This is a genomic window from Orbaceae bacterium lpD01, assembly GCA_036251705.1.
GTDB lineage: Bacteria > Pseudomonadota > Gammaproteobacteria > Enterobacterales > Orbaceae > Utexia > Utexia brackfieldae.
In genome coordinates this window covers 2283080-2303889 of sequence record CP133959.1, presented here as the reverse complement: position 1 = coordinate 2303889, position 20810 = coordinate 2283080, and the positions used below count along the sequence as shown (strand labels likewise).

Sequence of the window (20810 nt, the reverse complement as noted above, 5' to 3'; positions counted from 1 at the left end):
TATTGTATTAATGGTGCTATTTGGTTCTCAAGTTATTCTTCATTAATAAAAAAGAGAGCTTGACCAAAGTACAGATAATTGATTATAGTATGCCGCTCTAAAATATGTGTTCATTAATACAATGAGCGGTAAACCAGATTAGGTGAGATGTCCGAGTGGCTGAAGGAGCACGCCTGGAAAGTGTGTATACGGCAACGTATCGAGGGTTCGAATCCCTCTCTCACCGCCATTTATAATAAGGATTTCTTGAAAAAGAGATCCTTTTTTATATTCATAACCAAATCAAAACTGACGATTGAAGGGCTTTTCATATGATGATATATATTGGTTGGTTACCGTGTATGAAATAAAAAGTGATAATTAACAATACCACTTTTATTTTATACGTTTACCCTTTTTTCTCTCAAGCCTAGCATGGCAATCATAATGACCTTTAAAACTTATATATTTAATAAGATCATTATATAGACCACAAATACAGTTAAATGTGCGGTACCATTGAGCTGGTTTGTTCTGCCTGTACCGAATGAAATAATCGATAAGATCAGCATTGTTACCATAATGACAATATTGGGAATAGATAGCGCAAACTCAATCGATTGACCGGTCACAATAGCAATCAAGCTTACTGTTGGTACTGTCAATGAAATAGTGGCTAACACCGAACCAAAAAAGATATTCATGGCTCTTTGTACTTGGTTTTTAATGACTGCTTTTAGTGCACCAAGTCCTTCCGGTGACAGGATGAGTAGTGCAACCAAGAAGCCAGTAAAAGGCGCCGGTGCGTTGAGTTTATGGAGCAAATAATCCAGTGGTGCTGAATTGGCTTTAGTGACTGCAATCACACAAACCAGATGAATCAACAAAAATAGTGCATGCCATAAATTACTGTGTCCAGAACGTTTTTTGGTCGACTTACCTTTATCATCACACTCTTCATCCTCATCCTCATAGATAAAGAGTTGCTGATGCGTTTTAGTTTGAATAATCAAAAAAACGGCATACATCGCAGCAGAGATAACTGCGACAATAATTTTCTGTGTGGTTGAAAAGTTTTGTGCAGGTAGTGCCGCTGGAAGTACTAAGACGATAACGGCAAGCGGAACAATGGCCATAAGATACTGTTTGATGCCGCCTAGATTAACTCGTTGGGTCTCAAATTTACGACCACCAATTAATAAGGCTAAGCCAACTAATCCACCAATCACAATCATAATAATGGAATAAATTGTGTCGCGCATCAAGGTTGGTTCGGCGCCGCCGGAGGCCATAATCACCGAAATCAGACTGACTTCAAGTATCACGACAGATAAACTGAGCACTAAGGCACCATAAGGTTCACCTAGGCGATGGGCTAATACATCAGCATGCCGAACTACGCTAAACGCACTAAAGATAATGGCGCATAAGGAGAGTAAATTCAGTAAGATAACGATCAATAAATTATGTGAGTGCTGTAAAGCAAAAAGGATGGGTAAGGTAATTAAGCTTAGTATGATAGCATACTCTTTATGTCGGGATTTTGACGCCATATTGTATTCATCCTGAATGGTTATATACAAAATTATATAATATCGTTTTGAAACAACAATCTTTGCTATTAAAATACGAATATCGAATAATAAAGGAAATACTAGTTTATGTATTATGATGTAATAAAAGCTGAATTAAATCAAGCCAACGATGTACTAAATGCCTTTTTAGCCAACAAATGTCATCTAGATGCAATTGCGCAGGCGGCTATTTTATTAGCGGATAGCTTTAAACGTGGCGGTAAAGTTTTATCTTGTGGTAATGGTGGTTCACATTGTGATGCGATGCATTTTGCTGAAGAGCTAACTGGTCGGTATCGCGAAAACCGTCCCGCTTATCCAGCGATAGCGATTTCTGATATAAGCCATACCTCTTGTGTCAGTAATGATTTTGGCTTCGATTATGTCTTCTCTCGTTTTGTTGAGGGGGTCGGGCAAGCTGGTGACGTACTTTTAGGTATTTCGACCTCAGGCAATTCAGCTAATGTGATAAAAGCCATCGAAGCAGCCAGAAGTAAAGGTATGAAAGTGATCACCTTAACCGGTAAAGATGGCGGTAAAATGTCAGGTCTGGCAGATATTGAAATTAATGTACCTCACTTTGGCTATGCTGATCGTATTCAGGAAATCCATATTAAAGTGATTCATATTTTGATTTTGTTAATTGAACAGGAAATGGCTAAATAACTAAGCCTGAGTCGAGCTGATATGTGCGAATTATTGGGTATGAGCGCAAATGTGCCAACTGATATCTGTTTTAGTTTCACTGGCTTAGTTAAACGCGGTGGTGAACGAGGACCCCATCGGGATGGTTGGGGCATCACTTTTTATGAAGGTAAAGGATGTCGAACGTTTAAGGATGCGCTGCCAAGTAGCTATTCACCTATTGCGAAAATGATTCAGGATTATCCAATCAAATCTCAGGTCATTATTGCACATATTCGTCAGGCTAATCGAGGTGGGATATCACTTGAAAATACCCACCCTTTTACGCGAGAGTTATGGGGTCGCTATTGGACATTTGCCCATAATGGGCAATTAACTGATTATGCGCAACTCGATACCGGTTTTTTTTATCCCGTGGGACAAACAGATAGTGAGTATGCATTCTGTTTTCTGCTCAATCAGCTATACCATCGTTATCATACTATGCCTGCATGGCGTGAGCTATCGGCAGAGATAAAAAAACAGGCTGCTCAGTTAGCTGAAAAAGGGGTATTTAATATGCTGTTATCTGATGGCGAATATATTATTGCTTATTGTGCCACACATTTACACTGGATTACGCGAAAAGCGCCGTTCGGACAGGCAAAATTGCTTGATGAGGATATTGATATCGATTTTTATCAGCATACGACACCCTCAGATATTGTAACCATTATTGCCACGCAACCTCTAACCGTGAATGAACAATGGTATAAAATTGAACCCGGACAACTTGTCGTATTTCGGTATGGTGAATTGATTTGTGATTAAGTTCAGATAAACGCCTGTTTTCTCATGCTTGCGGTTAAACTTTAGATTGCGCTCAATCGGATTCTGGGCAGATCATCTGATGATATTGTTTTATTATTTTATTCATCAGCTTATTGTATTTATTGGCGGCTATTCACGGATACCATGATGGATTAATAGCGGTTTGCTGAACCGAATAGTGTCATTCGTTCTTTTATTTTTTCCGCCACCGGCTTTAATCCTTGATTAATCACTTTACGCGGATCGCTGATCGCTTTATCTCCTTGCTGGGCAAATAATCGCTTTACTTCTAAACACCAGGCATACATATTTTCAGTATTCACATTGATTTTAGCAGTGCCGAGTTTTATCGCATGACACATATCTTCGTTACTAATCCCCGTACCGCCATGTAACACTAAGGGAATCTTAATCAGCTGAGCAATATGCGCCATTTCGTCAAATCCAAGCTTCGCTTTACCTTTATATAAACCGTGTGTCGATCCTAGCGCCGCAGCTAAACAATCGACACTGGTTTCCTTGACCAGCGTTAAACATTGCTGAGGGTCAGCATAAATAACTTGAGAGTTGACAATACCATCTTCACTACCGGCAATTGTCCCTAACTCTGCTTCAACAGATACACCACGTTTGTGGGCATAATCGGTGACCCGTTTAGTAATGGCTAAATTTTCATCAAAAGGGAGATGTGAGCCATCAAACCTAACTGAGCTAAAACCGGCTTGAATCGCCGCAATACAGGATTCATAACTTTGGCCATGATCTAAATGTAGGGCGATAGGGACATCAATTTCAAGGTACTCCATGCCCTCCTTGACGACTTGATAGATGGTTTTAAAACCGAGCATATGTTTAATAGTTCCGCCAGAAACGCCTAAAATTGCGGGTGAACGCATCTCTTTAGCGGTCATTAAAACAGTCGTAACCCACTCTAGGTTATTGATATTAAATTGGCCAACCGCATAATGGGCTTGATAAGCGGCATTTAACATCGCTTTCATTGATACTAACATATCATTTAATCTCCTTGATTTAAAATGAGACGAAGCGTATTTAGTTATCTCTATTTAAAGTACGCCTGAAGATTCTTCTCAAAGTGTAGTTTAGCTTTATTCACTGCACATAAATCGGGCATCGCGTTTCTGACGCCCCTTTGTTCGATTGAGAGGCTGGCGGTTAAACTGGCAAATTCAATAATCGTCTCAATCTCCCAGCCATAGCTCACGCCATAAATAAAGGCACCATGAAAAATATCGCCAGCCCCGGTTGTATCAACTGCTTTGCATAAATAACTGGGTATGATGTTTATTTTATTATCGGCCAAATAGGCACAGCCTTTTTCACCGAGGGTAATAAAAACCTGACCTTTGGCTATCTGCGCCATTTTCTGTAATATCTGCATGAGATCCTGTTTACTGGTCAATTTGTCCAGTCCTGAATAGGCTAATGCAAAATTTTCACTGGCGACCAGATAGTCAGTGTATTTGGCCAAATAAAGATTACTTTCACGTAGTGATCCGGCATCCATCACCACTTTGGCATCAGGAAAGTGATGAATAACATATTCACTCAGTTCGGGTTCATGACCATCAATTAAAATAGCGATTTCAGCATGATTGCTTATGTTGTTCATCCAGGCCTGTAATTTTTCTTTTTCAAAAATAGTCAAGCGTGGTGGCGTATTTAATTTTCGGGTGACAATGGTTCTTGCACCTGTTTGGTTATTGACAATTATTGCGGCTAACGGAGTTTGCATCTCAGCTGAAAAAATAATATGTTCAGTATTGACGCCAACTTGATTGAATTCTGAAACAATTTTTTGCGCATAAATATCTTGATTTAAGTGACCCAAATAGACCACTTTTTCTCCCCATAATCCAAGTAGGTAGGCCGCATTACCGCATGGTCCGCCACCGCTTTCAATAAAATCGACACTGACTGCCTTAGTATTTTCTTTGGGGTAAGATGGCGTAAAAAAGAACTGATCGTAACAGGCAAAACCGACAGAGAGTATTGTCATACAGTTATCTCCTAATGGTAGTGATGCAATGGTTGATACAGGATAATCATTAATATGTTTATGATGAACAGGACTTAATAGCATCAAGCCCCACCATAATTATTTATCAGATTCAACCAACTCTGCATAAGTTTTGGTATCACCAACCACCTTAATAGATTTGAAACAGTAAGGGATGAGTAACGCAATCAGTATGATAAAGCAAAGACCATAGATAGCGATTTGGCCAAACTGCGTGAAAAGGTCACCGATGAGAATACCCCAAACAGCAAAATCGAAATCAGAAAAGGTGGTTTGCTGGAAACCCAAATCCCCTAATGCCGGTAATAACAATGCCGGTAAAAAGGCGAGAAAAATGCCGCCAATAAATGATGCGATGATGCAGCCACGTTTTCCACCCAATTTATCGGCAAATACGCCTGATGTACCTCCACAGAAAAAATGCGGTACCATGCCCGGAATAATCAGCGCCATACCCAATCCTCCAAGCATTAGCATGCCAACCAAGCCTCCCATAAAAGAGGCGATAAAGCCAACGACAACGGCGGTTGGACTAAAGGTAAAAAAGACCGCACAGTCAACCGCTGGAATTGAGTTAGGAATTAATTTTTGGCTAATTCCCTGGAAGGCAGGCACTAAATCACCTAAGATCAGGCGTACGCCGTTATAAACAATCGCCACCCCGACGGCAAATTGTAAACCACAGAGAATGGCATAAATCACCGGATTTAATGCAGTGATTGTGGCCATATATTCGTTACCTGCAACGAGACTACAGATAAGATAGATCACCACCATAACAATCCCGGTTGTTACGGTGGTATCACGTAAAAAACCCCATTTTTCGGAAATTTCAGTATCGGCAAATGAATCCGCTTTATTGCCCACTTTTTTCGCGATAAAGGCCGATATATAGTAGCCCAATGAACCAAAATGTCCCATCGCTATACCGCCGTCCTCAGTGACTTGTTTTGTGTAGCGCTGACCAATGGCGGGGGAGATCGCTGACCAGGAGCCAAGGAAAAAGCCGCCCGCTAAAATAAGTTGCCAGTCTTTAAAATGTGCTGCTTGCAGCACCGCGGAAAATAGACAGGCCAAAAAGAAAGAGTGATGACCCGTCAGAAAGATATATTTATATTTGGTAAAACGGGCAATAATCAGATTGATGACAAATCCCAGTACCAGAATACTCATTGTTTCAACGCCTAATAATTGCTGTGCAACAGAGACGATGGCTTCATTATTCGGAATGACGCCACGGATATTAAATCCGGCCTCGATAATACCACCTAGTGGATTGAGGTTAGTCACGATAACCCCTGCACCAGCACTTAACATTAAATAGCCCAAAATGGGTTTGATGGTACCGGTTAAGACTTTATTAAATGGAGAGTGAAGGGCAATAAGACCAATAAAAGCAATCAGTCCCATCAAAAATGCCGGTTGATTAAGAATGTCAGTGAGAAATAAGAGTATCGATTGCATAGATTAAACTCCTGTAAACAAAAGAATTAGTGCTGGGCTAATTGCTGTAATTTTTCCGTAACATCTTCGGCAATCTGTTTTTTGTTGATATAGCTGCGAATCACAGCCACTTTGGATTGGTCGGGAAACTGATTAGCGAGATCTTTGATAGTGATATACAGATCAGCTTTCTCACCAACGGCATTGGCAAAATCAATCGACGCGATATCTGCTTTGATACCTAATTCTTGGCATAGATTTTTGACATGATTAGCTGCCATTAAGGAGCTACCGATGCCATTACCACAAACCGTTCTAATTTTTAACATATCCTCTCCTATTTAACGATGTTTAGTCATAAAAGGCGTAATAAAATTCAATAAACTGATTTTACTGGTTGTTTTTGTTGCGACTGAGACTAAATTGGCCTCAATCAAGGTGACGATTAATTGAATTAATTCAATATGCGCCTCCGCGGCTTGAGTGGCAATGCCAACAATAACATTTATAGGATCAAAATCCTCGTGACCAAAGTTGAGTGGCTGGGATCATGTAATGATACAAAATCCGGTCGTTAAAGCGCCGTGTTCAGGTCTGGCATGAGGCATGGCGAGGCCATTATCTAGTACAATATAGCTGCCGAACTGTTGATAGGTGTTTTGCATGGCGTGGACATAGTTTTGATTACAAAGTTCATTAGTCAGGAGAAGGTTACCAGCAGCCTCTATTGCTTCGTTGGCGCTGGTATAATGAGCATCTAAAGTGATTAGGTCTAAATTGAATTTTATCGTCATTCAATGATCTCCATCATCGCTTAGCTACGAGAGATAATTCTAGCGAGTTTGGGGCTGTAGTTTTGTGATGCAATTGGCTATTTGGAAAAAGATTAAGGATCTATATCACAGATTTAATTAATATTTTTTATTATTTTATTAAATGTGATGAATAAAAATAGCGGCTAATTTAGAGATGACTAGTCGATGAAAATATTGAATATTTTAAAAGAGACAATGATTGAACAGTCTTAATTGACTTTATTAGTAAAAGTGAATAATGTTCTTGACAACAAAAGTATCTTTTATGCTAAAAGATGATACTGTTTTTATCGTTACAAAAATACTTTTGGTCTGAATAAACATGCGCAAGTTAGGCTAATTTGGGATTATTGGCTGATTCGCTGATTAAGGTAATCCTGATAGTCAGGAATATCAATGGTGAATGTCTCGCTAAATAGTTTCGATGAAATCAGCGCGTCGGCCGTCGCCAGATTGTTTGCAACGGGAATATTCCAGACGGTGGCTAATCTGAGTAATGCTTTGACATCCGGATCATGAGGAACCGCATTGAGGGGATCCCAGAAAAAGATCAATATATCAATTTTTCCCTCTGCAATCAGCGCACCAATTTGTTGGTCACCGCCCATCGGGCCACTCAGCATAGGCGTGATGGTCAGGCCGACTTGTTGCTTGATGAGATTACCGCTGGTGCCTGTCGCGTACAGATGATGTTTGGATAATTCGGCACTATTTTTACGGCACCACTCGAGTAAATTCGCTTTACAGTGATCATGAGCGACAAGTGCAATATTTTTAGGGAAAGGTAAGGTTCGAGTTGTCTGTCGCATGCTCTTGTCCTAAGTTATATTGGGAGTATCATTGATGATTATTGGGAGATTGCTCTGTGATGAAAAGAGCTGAGAATAAAAAAGGCACCTAAGTGCCTTTTTTATTCTAGCTAAATATATTGCTATATTTAAATTAGAACTGATAGATTAGACCAACGGCAACCATATCACGTGTATCGCCTTTAGTGATACCTTGTGCAGCGTCTTCATCAAGTAAGTTGATTTTGTAATCAATGATTGCGCTTAAGTTTTTGTTGAAGTCATAAGTTGCACCAACATCAACATATTTAGCTAAATCTTTGTTTGTACCAGTTGATTTATCTTTATGTTGGATATAAGCAAGTGATGGTGTTAAACGACCGATTTCAAAGTCGATACCATACTGAGCAACAACTTCAAAACCGCGTGCTTTAAGTTTGTCGTCAGAAGCAAATTTTTGTTGTGATTCAAAATAAGTTGCAGCAACGTATAAATCGTTTGCATCATATTTTAAGCCAGTTGCCCATGATTTAGGTGCATGGTGACCAGAAGCTTGTGCATAAGCACCTGCTAAAGATAAACCAGTATCTAATAGTGAGTATTCAAAGTTTGCACCGTAAGCTTGTGCACGATCATCATTAATCACTTCGCCTGCAGCGTTAGTATAACTCTGATCTAAATCACTTGAATTATCAGCATACTGTAAATTCATGTTTAAGCCATCAACTAAACCAAAGAAGTTTTGGTTGTGGTAAGTTGCAACAGCTTGTGCACGATCAGAAAGAAGGTACCATTTGTTGTTTTTAGCGTCACCACCAAACTCTGGTAATACGTCAGTATAATCCGCAACAGCGAATAAGATACCTGCATTTTTACCGTAGTCGATAGCACCGATATCACCGAAATCTAAACCAGCGAATGCATAACGAGTTTCGATATCTTTATCAACACTACCTGGTTTTGTCTGCCATTCAGCACGGCCATAACCGATTAAAGAATCGCTGATTCTTGTTTCGCCAGTAAAGCCAAGACGTGCGTCAGTGTGATCGCCTTTGTTTTCATTGTCGCTTTTAGAAATATAGTTGATCGCTTTTACACGGCCATTGATGCTTAATTTGTTACCGTCTTTGTTGAACACTTCGATAGAAGCGTTTGCTGCGCCAGCAACTAAAAGTGCTGGGATAGCGATAGCTAATAGATTACGTTTCATTTTGTACCCTCATTGGTGTTTATTTAAGACACCCGCCACTGCTCTAGGTTTACACCGTGAGAGTTTGGTGTCAGTTATAGTAGATAATAACCAAATATGAGTGCTCAGTCATTATCAATTATTTCAGGCCTACAAGTTATATTGATTTTTATGTAAAATCAAGCGAACTTTTTGAAAAAGCGTTTGTCTAACCACAAAATAGTGTTCTTTTGGTTAAAAAATGAGCTGTTTCAGTCTGTTTTTTAAAAATCTGCATTCCTTGGTGTTCTTGGGAATGGGATGACGTCACGTACATTTTGGATGCCAGTAACATAAGCAATTAAACGCTCAAATCCGAGTCCAAAACCTGAGTGAGGTACTGTGCCATAACGTCTTAAATCACGATACCACCAGTAATCTTCTTTATTTAATCCCATTTCATCCATACGTTTATCGAGTTGCGGTAAGCGTTCTTCACGCTGTGAACCACCAATGATTTCTCCAATGCCTGGCGCGAGCACATCCATGGCGGCAACCGTTTTGCCATCTTCATTCATACGCATATAAAATGCTTTAATATCTTTAGGATAGTTTTTGACGACAACCGGTGCTTTAAAATGTTGTTCAGCTAAATAACGTTCATGCTCTGAGGATAAATCAATTCCCCAGCTGACTGGATTTTCGAACTTATGATCACAAGCCTGTAAAATCTTAATTGCATCAGTATAATCAACTTGTGCAAAATCAGAGGTAATGAATTTTTCTAAGCGTGTAATCGCTTCTTTATCAACATGTTCAGCAAAGAATGCCATATCGTCTGCACGGCGCTCAAGCACGGTTTTAAATACATATTTCAACATATTTTCTGCTAATTTAGCGATATCATTCAGATCTGCAAACGCAACTTCCGGCTCCATCATCCAAAATTCAGCAAGGTGTCGGCTGGTGTTTGAGTTTTCAGCTCTAAAAGTCGGACCAAAGGTATAAATTTTGGATAATGCACAAGCATACGTTTCGCCATTAAGTTGACCCGATACGGTCAAAAAGGCTTCTTTACCAAAAAAGTCTTTACTAAAGTCAATAGTGCCGTTTTGATGCTTCGGCAAATTAACTAAATCCAGTGTTGAGACCCGGAACATCTCCCCGGCACCTTCTGTATCAGAAGCAGTAATGAGTGGGGTCGATAACCAGAAAAAGCCTTGCTCATCAAAAAACTGATGGATTGCTTGCGCTAATGTATGTCGTACGCGCGTCATCGCACCCATAATATTGGTTCTGGCACGTAAATGGGCGACTTCACGAAGATATTCAATGGAGTGGCGTTTAGCCGCCATCGGATAAGTATCAGGATCATCCACCCAGCCAACGACTTCAACTTGGGTCGCCTGTAATTCAAACTGTTGACCTTGACCTTGCGATTCAACCACTGTACCCGTAACTTGAACAGAACAACCTGTGGTTAAGCGTAATACTTCACTTTGATAATTGGCTAAAGTATTATCAATAACGGCTTGAATAGGTGAAAAACATGAGCCATCATAAACACTCAAAAAAGACATGCCCGCTTTTGAATCGCGGCGCGTTCTCACCCATCCTTGAACGGTGACGGTACTACCCACCGCTATTTTTCCTTGTAGTACCTCTGTTACTGCTGCAATAGACATAAAAAACTCTCTTTTATTTTAACAATCTATCTATATTGTTGATTGATCAAAAACATCGTTATTAGGGCGAAACATCAAAAGCTTTTTTCAACTGATTGATAAATGCCCGATCTTGCGAAATTGTTTTACCAGGACTATCTGATAATTTTGCCACAGGTTTACCATTACATTCAACGAGCTTAATCACGATATTTAAACTTTTTGTATTTGATAACGAGGAAATCGGTAGATCACAGGTTAAATGTCCACCGACACCGAAGGCTAATTTGACGCGATGATAAAAATGGCGATAAATAGCCAGTGCTTTATCTAAATTTAAACTATCCGAAAAGACTAGCGTTTTTTGCTTGGGATCGATACCCAATGAAACATAGTGTTTAATCGCTTTTTCACCCCAGATGATGGGATCGCCAGAATCATGACGTAATCCTTGGTAACTTTCAGCGAAATCAATATTAAAATCACGTAAAAAGGCATCCATCGTAATGCAGTCGGTTAATGCAATGCCTAAATCACGCGGATATTCATCTAACCAAACTTGTAAGGCCTGATGCTGGCAATCGGCCAGATTATCACTGATTTGCTGATGGGCTTGAAACCATTCGTGTGCTTGTGTCCCCAAGGGTAATTCCCCTAACTGATAAGCCAGAAAATAGTTACTGGTACCCTGAAAATAGTCAAAGTTTGCTTTTAAATAATTGACCACTGTTTGCTGGACTTTGGCAGAATAACGGCGTCTGGTACCAAAATCAATCAGATTAAATTGTGATAAATCTAAATCAACAGTATTTTGTGCAAATCTATTGAGTTTCTCCTGCAACGGAAATAGCGCCTGCACTTCATTTATCTGTGGTGTTCTGTGACGGTGGACTATTTCACTGATCACAGCCAACAAAGGAACTTCCCAAAGAATCACCTCTAGCCACCGGCCTTCAATCCGAATCGTTAATTCGCCCTCTCTATTTTGAATATTAACCAAGGCGGGATTATAACGAAAATTTTTTAACCAGTTGAGATAGTCAGATTTAAAAAAAGAGATTTGTGATAAATAATTGTATTCATCTTGGCTCAAAGCGAGATGCTGCATTTGATTTATTTGATAGGCTATCTCATCTCGATATTGCCCCAGCTGGTCATCATTACGGCAGCGAAACTCAGCGGCCACGGTGACATCGCCATAGTAATGAAAGACAGCTTGCTGCATATGTAATTTATAGGCATCAGTATCTAAAATTGACGTTAAAATCGGATCTGCTGGCCGGTTTGCGCGCTCTTTCAACATGGATAATGTATTTTAAATAATCAAAATTGTCAGGCGATTATAGCAGAATAATTTTTTTCGCGAATATTTATCATCCATTCTGGTCAATTTTAGCTATAATTTAGTTATTAATCACATTTATTTTGGAAAAAGGGTTTTCTATGAGTCAGCATTCACCTAAAGCTAAGTATCGTTTAGATTATACCGCACCTAATTATACCATTACCGATATCGATTTGGACTTTCAACTCTCTGCTGAAGTCACCACCGTTACAGCCAGAAGTCAGGTTATTCGTCAAAACGCACAAGCCAACACGTTAGTGTTAGAGGGTGAAGCGCTCACCTTAATTTCGGTGAATATTGATGAGCAGCCGTGGTCTAACTTTGAAGTAAAGCCGCAGCAACTCTGGATTCATGATGTTCCAGATAATTTTACGCTTACGATTGTGAATGAAATCAAACCGATTGATAACACCGCACTTGAAGGTTTATATGTCTCAGAGGGAGCACTTTGTACGCAGTGTGAAGCGGAGGGCTTTAGACATATTACCTATTATTTAGATAGACCCGATGTACTGGCTAGATTTAGAACCCGAATCACCGCCAATAAAGAAAAATATCCTTTTTTACTCTCTAATGGTAACCGAATTGCTGAAGGTGATCTGGCTAATAACCAACATTGGGTTGAGTGGTATGATCCCTTTCCAAAACCTAGTTATCTTTTTGCCTTAGTCGCCGGTGACTTTGACATTCTAAAAGATAAATTCATTACCCGAAGCCAGCGTGAAATTACTCTGGAGATTTATGTCGATAGAGGGAATCTTGATAGAACTCAGTGGGCGATGGAAAGCTTAAAGAATGCAATGCGATGGGATGAGCAGCGCTTTAACTTAGAATATGATTTAGATATTTTTATGATTGTCGCAGTTGATTTCTTTAATATGGGCGCTATGGAAAATAAAGGATTAAATATTTTTAATTCTAAGTTTGTTTTAGCCAAAGCAGAAACGGCAACTGATGATGATTATTTAGGCATTGAGTCAGTGATTGGTCATGAATATTTTCATAACTGGACCGGTAATCGCGTCACTTGTCGAGACTGGTTTCAATTGAGTTTAAAAGAGGGCTTAACCGTTTTTCGTGATCAAGAGTTTAGTGCTGATTTAGGTTCAAGAGCCGTTAATCGTATCAATAATGTTAAAATTATTCGTGGACCCCAGTTTACCGAAGATGCGAGCCCAATGTCGCATCCCATTCGACCAGATCAAGTGATTGAGATGAATAATTTTTATACTGTAACGGTTTATGAGAAAGGCTCTGAAGTCATTCGGATGTTACATACTTTATTGGGCGAGACTCAGTTTCAGGCGGGTATGCGCTACTATTTTGAATGTCATGATGGTACCGCGGCAACGTGTGATGATTTTATTCAGGCTATGGCCGATGCATCCCAGATTGATTTAACTCAGTTTAAACGCTGGTATAGTCAATCGGGAACGCCAGAACTATTTGTGACAACGACTTATAATGAATGCGATCAAACGTATCAATTAACCGTAAAGCAGCTAACGCCATCAACGGTAGATCAAAAAGAGAAGCAGCCACTGCACATTCCATTGGATATTGAGCTCTATGATCAACATGGTCAAATCATTCCTTTACAATATCAAGGGCGTTCACTTCATTCGGTTTTAGATGTCAATGCTTCAGAGCAGACTTTTACTTTTGATTGTGTACCAAATAACCCAGTTATTGCACTGCTCAGAGAGTTTTCTGCGCCAGTGAAACTACACTATAACTATAGTACCGAAGATCTAATTTTCTTAATGCAGCATGCGACAAATGATTTTAATCGTTATGATGCGGCGCAGATGCTATTTAATCAAAATATCCAGGAAAATGTTGCCCGTTTTAATATGAGTAAATCGATTGCACTCTCTGAGGAGATGATTGATGCCTTCCGCGGTATACTTCTCTCCACCCAATTAGATCCGGCTTTAATTGCGTTGATTGTCATGCCACCATCCGAAAATGAGATCGCTAATCAATTTGAAGTGGTTAATCCAGATGCCATTCATTGGGCGCGTCAGCAAATTATTTTACAGATGGCAAACCTGATGGCTGACGAGTGGTTGGCTATTTATCATACTCATCAAACACATGATTATCATATTGAACACCACGATATCGCGAAGCGAGCATTAAAAAATGCGAGTCTGTTTTATATTGCGCATCTGACTGATAATCAGTGTGCACAGCGGCTAGTTAAAGCGCAATATGCGCAAGCCAATAATATGACCGATACGATTGCGGCACTGGGTGCCGCTGTGCGCGCGCAGCTAAGTTGCCGTCATGAACTGATGCGTGATTTTGAGCAGCAGTGGCATCAAGATGGTCTGGTAATGGATAAGTGGTTTATGTTACAGGCAACTAATCCTGCAAAGGATGCTTTACAGCAAGTTAAACAGTTATTAACACACCGTTCATTTAGCTTAGCCAATCCCAATCGCATTCGTTCATTAATTGGTGCTTTTGTTTCGAATAATCCGGTTGCATTTCATGCGAGTAATGGACAAGGCTATCATTTTTTAGTTGAAATATTGACTGAGCTGAATCAAAAAAATCCGCAAGTTGCCGCGCGTTTGATTGATCCACTCATTCGTTATAAACGCTATGATCTGGCTCGTCAGCAGCGAATGAAAGCCGCTTTAGAACAATTATTAACGCTGCCGCACTTATCAAATGATCTCTATGAGAAAATCACTAAAGCATTAGCTGATTAAGGATAATTTATGTTAAAACAGGACGAGATTGAGTCGATAACGGTACAGGCACTTAATCATCGAATAGAACAAGGGGATAATCTCATGTTACTGGATGTCAGAGAGCCTCACGAAGTCGAACTTTGTCGCTTACCTGATGCCGTACATATACCGATGAATCTGATCCCAAACTATTTGGATCAGATTCCCGATGATATCGATATTATTGTTTATTGTCATCACGGCATACGCAGCTATACGGTTGTTAAATATTTACAACAGACAGGGTTTGAGTCAGCTCATCTATTTAATCTTGAAGGTGGGATTGATGAATGGGCTAAAAAAATCGATAAGATGATGAGACGTTATTAGCGCTAATCGGTTGTAGTGAAAAGTCGGATATTTTATCATCGATATTACCGCTCTTTAACTTTTTTATGGTTAAGGAATACGGCACTATTTATCTGTACGTTACACTATCTTAACAATAACCGTCGTGTAACTGAGTATTGAGGATAGATTGATATTTTCTTTCATGAAGAAACTCTTGTAGAATAGAGTTCAATTTTTAAGGATAGGGATGTGGTGTCAATCGTGGCCAATTTAAAAAATGACAATCTAATTGAGATTCGAGATATGTCTTTCTCCCGAGGCAGTCGGCCAATTTATAAAAATATGAATTTGGTGGTGCCACGTGGCAAGTTGATTGCTATCATGGGGCCTTCTGGAATAGGGAAAACCACCTTACTGCGCTTAATCGGTGGTCAACTCAAGCCTCAGCTCGGGCAAATTCTATTTGATGGTGAAAATATTGTCTCATTATCTCGACATCGCTTATATGAAATCAGAAAAAGAATGAGCATGCTATTTCAGTCAGGTGCGCTGTTTACTGATCTCAATGTCTTTGATAACGTGGCTTATCCATTAAGAGAGCATTACAAATTACCTGAACCCATACTCCACAATTTAGTCTTGATGAAGCTTGAAGCTGTTGGTTTACGCGGTGCAGCGGCCATGATGCCTTCAGAGCTTTCCGGTGGTATGGCAAGACGTGCAGCATTAGCCAGAGCCATTGCTTTAGATCCTGATTTGATTATGTTTGATGAACCATTCGCAGGTCAAGATCCGATTTCAATGGGCGTGGTTGTCAAGCTGATTGCTGAAATTAATCAATCCTTGGGATTGACCTGTATTGTGGTGACGCATGATGTTAATGAAATTCTCTCCATTGCTGATTATGCCTATATTATTGCTGAACAGCGTATTATTGCTGGCGGTACACCGGCCGAAATAGCGGCGAATTCCGATATGCGAGTCAGACAATTTTTGGAAGGCATTGCAGATGGTCCTGTGCCCTTTAATTACCCAGCAAACGACTATCGAGCAGATCTTTTAAATGAGACGATAGAGGGACGAATTAATGATTAATTTTGTGCAAAAACTAGGCCGTGCGGTAATTAATTTTATCGTAATGCTAGGTCGATCAGGCATGATGTTATTTGGTGCATTAGTGGGGCGTCCGCAATTTAAAAAACAGTTTCCATTGTTGGTTAAACAGTTTTATTTTGTTGGTGTTCAGTCATTGACTATCATCATTGTATCCGGGCTATTTATTGGTATGGTTCTTGCGTTACAAGGTTATTTCATTTTGACTACGTTTGGTGCGGAAGCTAGTTTAGGTATGTTAGTTGCCTTATCTTTACTTCGAGAGCTAGGTCCTGTTGTTGCAGGACTCTTATTTGCCGGTCGAGCAGGATCGGCTTTAACGGCTGAAATAGGATTAATGAAAGCAACAGAGCAGTTATCAAGTCTAGAGATGATGGCCGTCGATCCCCTTAGACGTATTATCGCTCCTCGCTTTTGGGCGGGTTTCTTCTGTTTACCTTTTTTAACCGCTATTTTTATAGCTGTAGGTGTTTTAGGTGGTGCTTTGGTTGGTGTTGACTGGAAAGGGATTGATTCAGGATTCTTCTGGTCATCGATTCAAAGTAATGTCGACTGGTGGCATGATACGGTGAATTGCTTTGTGAAAAGTTTTGCCTTTGCCATTGCAACCGCGTGGATTGCGTTATTTAATGGCTATGACTCAACGCCAACGTCAGAAGGGATTAGTAAAGCGACAACCAGTACAGTGGTTTATTCTTCGTTAGTTATTTTAGGGTTAGATTTTATTCTAACCGCATTAATGTTTAGTTGAGGTTTTGTAATGGAAAATCGAAAAATCGAGATTACGGTCGGTTTATTTATGTTAATTGTCATCGCTTCACTACTCTTTATCTGTTTTAAAGTGACCGATACGGCTTCAATTCGTCAAGGCTCCTCTTATCGTGTTTATGCTGTTTTCGATAATATTGGTGGCTTAAAGGCCCGTTCACCGATTAAAGTGGGCGGTGTGGTTATTGGTCGTGTGAGTGATGTGGTATTGACCAATACTGATGGTGAAGGGTATAAACCTTATGTGACGATGGATATTGATAGTCGCTATAATCAAATACCCAGCAGCAGTGCACTATCGATCAAGACTTCAGGATTGCTCGGAGAGCAGTTTATTGCCATTGATTTAGGGGTTAAGCGAAGTGTGATTGATGAGATTGATGAACTTGATGCGCCAGATACTGGAGACATGCAAGCAGATAATAATCAGACAAAAACGCCTGAGTATTTTGAAGCTGGATTTGTGATTCATAACACTAAACCTGCTTTGGTTCTTGAGGATCTGATTGGTCAATTTTTATATAAATCTGATTCATCAACCGCGACACCAGCAGAAGAGTCACATTAAACGATAACTTTAAAGATTGCTTAAATAAGCTATTTGTTAATTAATCACTTTGTTATCATGATAATGAAGTGCACATAGTAAAAGGAGTCACTACCATGTTAAAACGTCTATGCGTTATTTTAGCCCTGTTTTTTGCCTCATTTGCCGCAATAGCTAAAGCTGATGTGACAAATCCTTATGCGCAAATGCAAGAAGCAGCCAAACAGCTATTCTCTTCATTTGATGCTGAAAAAGCGGAGATTGCTAGAAACCCCGAACTATTAAAAACTTTGGTCAGAAAGGATCTCATTCCCTATATTCAAGTCAAATATGCGGGTGCGTTAATTTTAGGTAGCAGCTATGAAAAGGCGACTAAACCGGAAAGAGACGCTTATTTTACTGCCTTTGAAAACTACTTAGTCCAGGCATTAGCGCAGGCATTATCACTTTATGATGGACAGGATTATCAAATTGAAAGTGCAAAAGATTTAACCGGTAAAGATATTGTTTCGATTCGGATTTTATTGGTCAGTCATGATAAAAATCAGCAGCCAATTCGGTTGGATTTCCAGTGGCGTAAGAATACCCGTTCAGGTGAATGGAAAGCTTACGATATGATTGCTGAAGGGGTGAGTATGGTTTCAACCAAACAAAATGAGTGGGCAACAACTTTAAGACAAAACGGTATTGCCGCTTTAACAAAACAGCTACAACAAGCTGCTGATCAACCGATTAAATTGCAAACAAAATAATTGAGAGTGTGTTATGTCATTAATTGATTGGCAGCAACAGGGCAATATATTACTGCTTAATGGTATTTTAGACAGACAGACGGTTGCGCTAATCTGGGGTCAACGAATTGCGCTGTTTAAGCAGATTTCTGCGGTAAATGTGGCCTCCTTATCTCGTGTTGATTCGGCAGGACTTGCACTATTAGTCTATTGTTGCTTACATTTTAAACTCAAGTTGGTTGGTGTGAGTGAGCAGTTAAATACATTGATAAAACTTTATAATTTAGAAAAAGTGATTGAATAATGATAAGTAATGAAGATATTATCGCAGCAATACAGGCTGCGATCGAACTTGATGATATCAAAGTACTAACCGATGATGGTAGTCATTTCCAGATTATCGCCGTCAGTGATATTTATGCTGATCTTAGTCGGGTTAAAAAGCAGCAGACGATTTATGGTCCTTTATCGGCGTTTATTGCCGACAATCGAATCCATGCATTATCCGTTAAAACCTATACTAATGCTCAGTGGCAGCGTGAAAGAAAATTACAGGGCTTTTAATTCAACCCTGACATTGTGATGCACGGTAGTGATATTTTATCATCAATATCGTGCATTTTTATTATCTAAAATATACCACTGTTGCTTTATACTATAGCTATTTTGTTGTCACCGAGGTCCCTCTGCTTTATCCATAATATTTCACGACAAGTATGTCTAAAAAATCGTGATTCCTTCATTACCGTCGATCAGATTCACTTAATTTGTTAGATTGCTGTTTCCGCAGTAGCTATAATTGGTTACAATACGTAGATATATTATTATTTTTTTGAACGCATATTTTATAACAATAAGGATAGCAATCTGTGGATAAGTTTCTGGTAAAAGGTCGTGCTGCATTATGTGGTGAAGTGAATATCTCTGGGGCAAAAAATGCCGCTTTACCTATTTTGTTTGCGTCTTTATTAGCACAAGAGCCCGTTACTATTCGAAATGTACCCAAACTCAAGGATATCGATACAACCCTGGAACTATTAAGCCGTTTAGGGGTTAAGATCCAACAAAATGGTTCTGTTCATATTGATGCCAGTCAAATTGATAATTATTGTGCACCTTATGAATTGGTTAAGACTATGCGCGCATCAATTTGGGCCTTAGGTCCTTTAGTTGCTCGTTTTGGTGAAGGGCAAGTGGCTTTACCTGGTGGCTGTGCTATTGGCGCAAGACCGGTGGATTTGCATATTTCCGGACTTGAAAAATTAGGTGCCACCATCACGCTGGATGAAGGCTATGTCAAAGCGACCGTCAAAGGACGTTTGACCGGTGCACATATTTTCATGGATAAAGTCAGTGTCGGCGCCACAGTGACGATAATGAGTGCGGCAGCACTCGCTGAAGGTAAGACTGTCATCGAAAATGCTGCCTGTGAACCTGAGATTATTGATACGGCTAAATTTCTTAATGCCTTAGGGGCAAAAATTTCAGGTGCAGGTAGTGACCGTATTACTATCGAAGGCGTCGAAGCGTTGCACGGTGGAGAGCATACTGTTCTGCCAGATAGAATCGAAACGGGTACTTTTTTAATTGCTGCTGCGGTATCGAGAGGTAAGATTACCTGCCGACATACTTGCCCTGATTTTCTTGATGCTGTCTTAGCTAAACTGACTGAGGCTGGGGCGAAGATTGAAACTGGAGACGATTGGATTACACTGGATATGCAAGGTAAAAGAGCCAAAGCGGTTAATATCCATACCGCGCCTTATCCTGGATTTCCAACCGATATGCAAGCCCAATTTTCCCTACTTAATATTGTCGCGGAAGGTAGCGGTGTGATCAAAGAGACCATTTTCGAAAATCGCTTTATGCATATTCCAGAGTTGATTCGGATGGGGGCTAAAGCTGAAATTGAAGGCAACACGCTTATCACCCACGGTGTTGAAACCTTAAAAGGCGCTGAAGTCATGGCTACAGATTTAAGAGCTTCGGCAAGTTTAGTGATAGCTGGTTGTATCGCGAGCGGCAAAACAGTTATCGATCGTATCTATCATATTGATCGTGGATACGAAAAAATTGAAGATAAATTGCATGGCATTGGTGCTGATATCGAACGTATTAGCTAATTGGATTGCGTGATTTAGTTTAGTCATACTCTTTTTATCGTCAAAAACACGTTGATTTTAAAATAATCAGCGTGTTTTTTTTATGCTGTTTATTTTGAATGAGTGAATCTGATGCGGTCAATAGCGTTGGATTATGATGAGGTTGACGTGATGCTATTATCTACCCGTTGTATTTTTCACCTGATTGATTTATCTTACCTGAGATAAAAACATCTATAAGTTAA

Annotated in this window: 21 protein-coding genes and 1 tRNA gene; 12 read left to right on the top strand and 10 right to left on the bottom strand. The window is 39.8% G+C overall.

Going from position 1 to position 20810, the window contains the following annotated elements; all coding sequences use genetic code 11:
• Positions 1–141 precede the first annotated feature (141 nt).
• Positions 142–229, top strand: a tRNA-Ser gene (locus RHO15_10470).
• A 211-nt stretch (positions 230–440) separates the two neighbouring features.
• Here RHO15_10470 and chaA read toward each other — a convergent pair.
• Positions 441–1532 carry a sodium-potassium/proton antiporter ChaA gene (chaA, locus tag RHO15_10465; protein WVD63869.1) on the bottom strand — a complete coding sequence of 364 codons (1092 nt, stop codon included), beginning with the start codon at positions 1530–1532 and terminating at the stop codon, positions 441–443.
• A 108-nt stretch (positions 1533–1640) separates the two neighbouring features.
• Between chaA and lpcA the strand changes: the two genes are divergently transcribed.
• On the top strand, positions 1641–2219 hold the full coding sequence (lpcA, locus tag RHO15_10460) for a D-sedoheptulose 7-phosphate isomerase (protein ID WVD63868.1): 579 nt from the start codon (positions 1641–1643) through the stop codon (positions 2217–2219).
• Positions 2220–2240: 21 nt separating this feature from the next.
• Positions 2241–3008 carry a class II glutamine amidotransferase gene (locus tag RHO15_10455; protein WVD63867.1) on the top strand — a complete coding sequence of 256 codons (768 nt, stop codon included), beginning with the start codon at positions 2241–2243 and terminating at the stop codon, positions 3006–3008.
• Positions 3009–3160: 152 nt separating this feature from the next.
• Here the strand turns inward: RHO15_10455 and fba are convergent, their stop codons facing one another.
• The 9 genes from fba to pncB form a co-directional block, all read right to left on the bottom strand.
• A complete protein-coding gene (gene fba / locus RHO15_10450) occupies positions 3161–4021 on the bottom strand; it encodes a class II fructose-1,6-bisphosphate aldolase (protein ID WVD63866.1) in 861 nt (286 codons plus the stop codon).
• A gap of 50 nt (positions 4022–4071) precedes the next feature.
• A complete protein-coding gene (locus RHO15_10445; GenBank protein WVD63865.1) occupies positions 4072–5028 on the bottom strand; it encodes a PfkB family carbohydrate kinase in 957 nt (318 codons plus the stop codon).
• 99 nt (positions 5029–5127) lie between these two features.
• Positions 5128–6513 (bottom strand): PTS ascorbate transporter subunit IIC, encoded by a 1386-nt coding sequence (locus RHO15_10440; protein WVD63864.1) that lies wholly within the window; start codon positions 6511–6513, stop codon positions 5128–5130.
• Between the two features lie 26 nt (positions 6514–6539).
• Positions 6540–6821 carry a PTS sugar transporter subunit IIB gene (locus tag RHO15_10435; protein WVD63863.1) on the bottom strand — a complete coding sequence of 94 codons (282 nt, stop codon included), beginning with the start codon at positions 6819–6821 and terminating at the stop codon, positions 6540–6542.
• Between the two features lie 219 nt (positions 6822–7040).
• Positions 7041–7286, bottom strand: coding sequence for a PTS sugar transporter subunit IIA (locus RHO15_10430; protein ID WVD63862.1), 246 nt, complete (start codon positions 7284–7286; stop codon positions 7041–7043).
• A gap of 368 nt (positions 7287–7654) precedes the next feature.
• Positions 7655–8116 (bottom strand): methylglyoxal synthase, encoded by a 462-nt coding sequence (locus RHO15_10425; GenBank protein WVD63861.1) that lies wholly within the window; start codon positions 8114–8116, stop codon positions 7655–7657.
• 133 nt (positions 8117–8249) lie between these two features.
• Complete coding sequence (locus RHO15_10420) at positions 8250–9305, bottom strand: porin (protein WVD63860.1); 1056 nt, start codon at positions 9303–9305, stop codon at positions 8250–8252.
• Between the two features lie 242 nt (positions 9306–9547).
• Positions 9548–10948: an asparagine--tRNA ligase gene (gene asnS, locus RHO15_10415; protein ID WVD63859.1), complete on the bottom strand. Its 1401-nt coding sequence runs from the start codon at positions 10946–10948 to the stop codon at positions 9548–9550.
• A 61-nt stretch (positions 10949–11009) separates the two neighbouring features.
• Positions 11010–12230, bottom strand: coding sequence for a nicotinate phosphoribosyltransferase (gene pncB, locus RHO15_10410; protein WVD63858.1), 1221 nt, complete (start codon positions 12228–12230; stop codon positions 11010–11012).
• Positions 12231–12370: 140 nt separating this feature from the next.
• Between pncB and pepN the strand changes: the two genes are divergently transcribed.
• The 9 genes from pepN (at position 12371) to murA (ending at position 20586) form a co-directional block, all read left to right on the top strand.
• A complete protein-coding gene (gene pepN / locus RHO15_10405; GenBank protein ID WVD63857.1) occupies positions 12371–14992 on the top strand; it encodes an aminopeptidase N in 2622 nt (873 codons plus the stop codon).
• Positions 14993–15001: 9 nt separating this feature from the next.
• Positions 15002–15343, top strand: a complete 342-nt coding sequence (locus tag RHO15_10400) for a rhodanese-like domain-containing protein (protein WVD63856.1) — start codon at positions 15002–15004, stop codon at positions 15341–15343.
• A 210-nt stretch (positions 15344–15553) separates the two neighbouring features.
• Positions 15554–16399, top strand: coding sequence for a phospholipid ABC transporter ATP-binding protein MlaF (mlaF, locus tag RHO15_10395; protein WVD63855.1), 846 nt, complete (start codon positions 15554–15556; stop codon positions 16397–16399).
• Positions 16392–17168, top strand: a complete 777-nt coding sequence (mlaE, locus tag RHO15_10390) for a lipid asymmetry maintenance ABC transporter permease subunit MlaE (GenBank protein WVD63854.1) — start codon at positions 16392–16394, stop codon at positions 17166–17168. Before mlaF ends, mlaE begins: the two co-directional genes overlap by 8 nt.
• 9 nt (positions 17169–17177) lie before the next feature.
• Positions 17178–17753 (top strand): outer membrane lipid asymmetry maintenance protein MlaD, encoded by a 576-nt coding sequence (mlaD, locus tag RHO15_10385; protein ID WVD63853.1) that lies wholly within the window; start codon positions 17178–17180, stop codon positions 17751–17753.
• 95 nt (positions 17754–17848) lie between these two features.
• Entirely contained in the window at positions 17849–18484 is a 636-nt protein-coding gene (gene mlaC / locus RHO15_10380; protein WVD63852.1) for a phospholipid-binding protein MlaC, read from the top strand.
• 13 nt (positions 18485–18497) lie between these two features.
• The gene (locus RHO15_10375; protein ID WVD63851.1) at positions 18498–18767 is read left to right on the top strand and encodes a hypothetical protein; all 270 of its coding nucleotides are present in this window, start codon (positions 18498–18500) and stop codon (positions 18765–18767) included.
• Positions 18767–19027 (top strand): BolA/IbaG family iron-sulfur metabolism protein, encoded by a 261-nt coding sequence (locus RHO15_10370; protein ID WVD63850.1) that lies wholly within the window; start codon positions 18767–18769, stop codon positions 19025–19027. The genes RHO15_10375 and RHO15_10370 overlap by 1 nt, the downstream gene beginning before the upstream one ends.
• A 305-nt stretch (positions 19028–19332) precedes the next feature.
• Positions 19333–20586 (top strand): UDP-N-acetylglucosamine 1-carboxyvinyltransferase, encoded by a 1254-nt coding sequence (murA, locus tag RHO15_10365; protein WVD63849.1) that lies wholly within the window; start codon positions 19333–19335, stop codon positions 20584–20586.
• Positions 20587–20810: the final 224 nt, after the last annotated feature.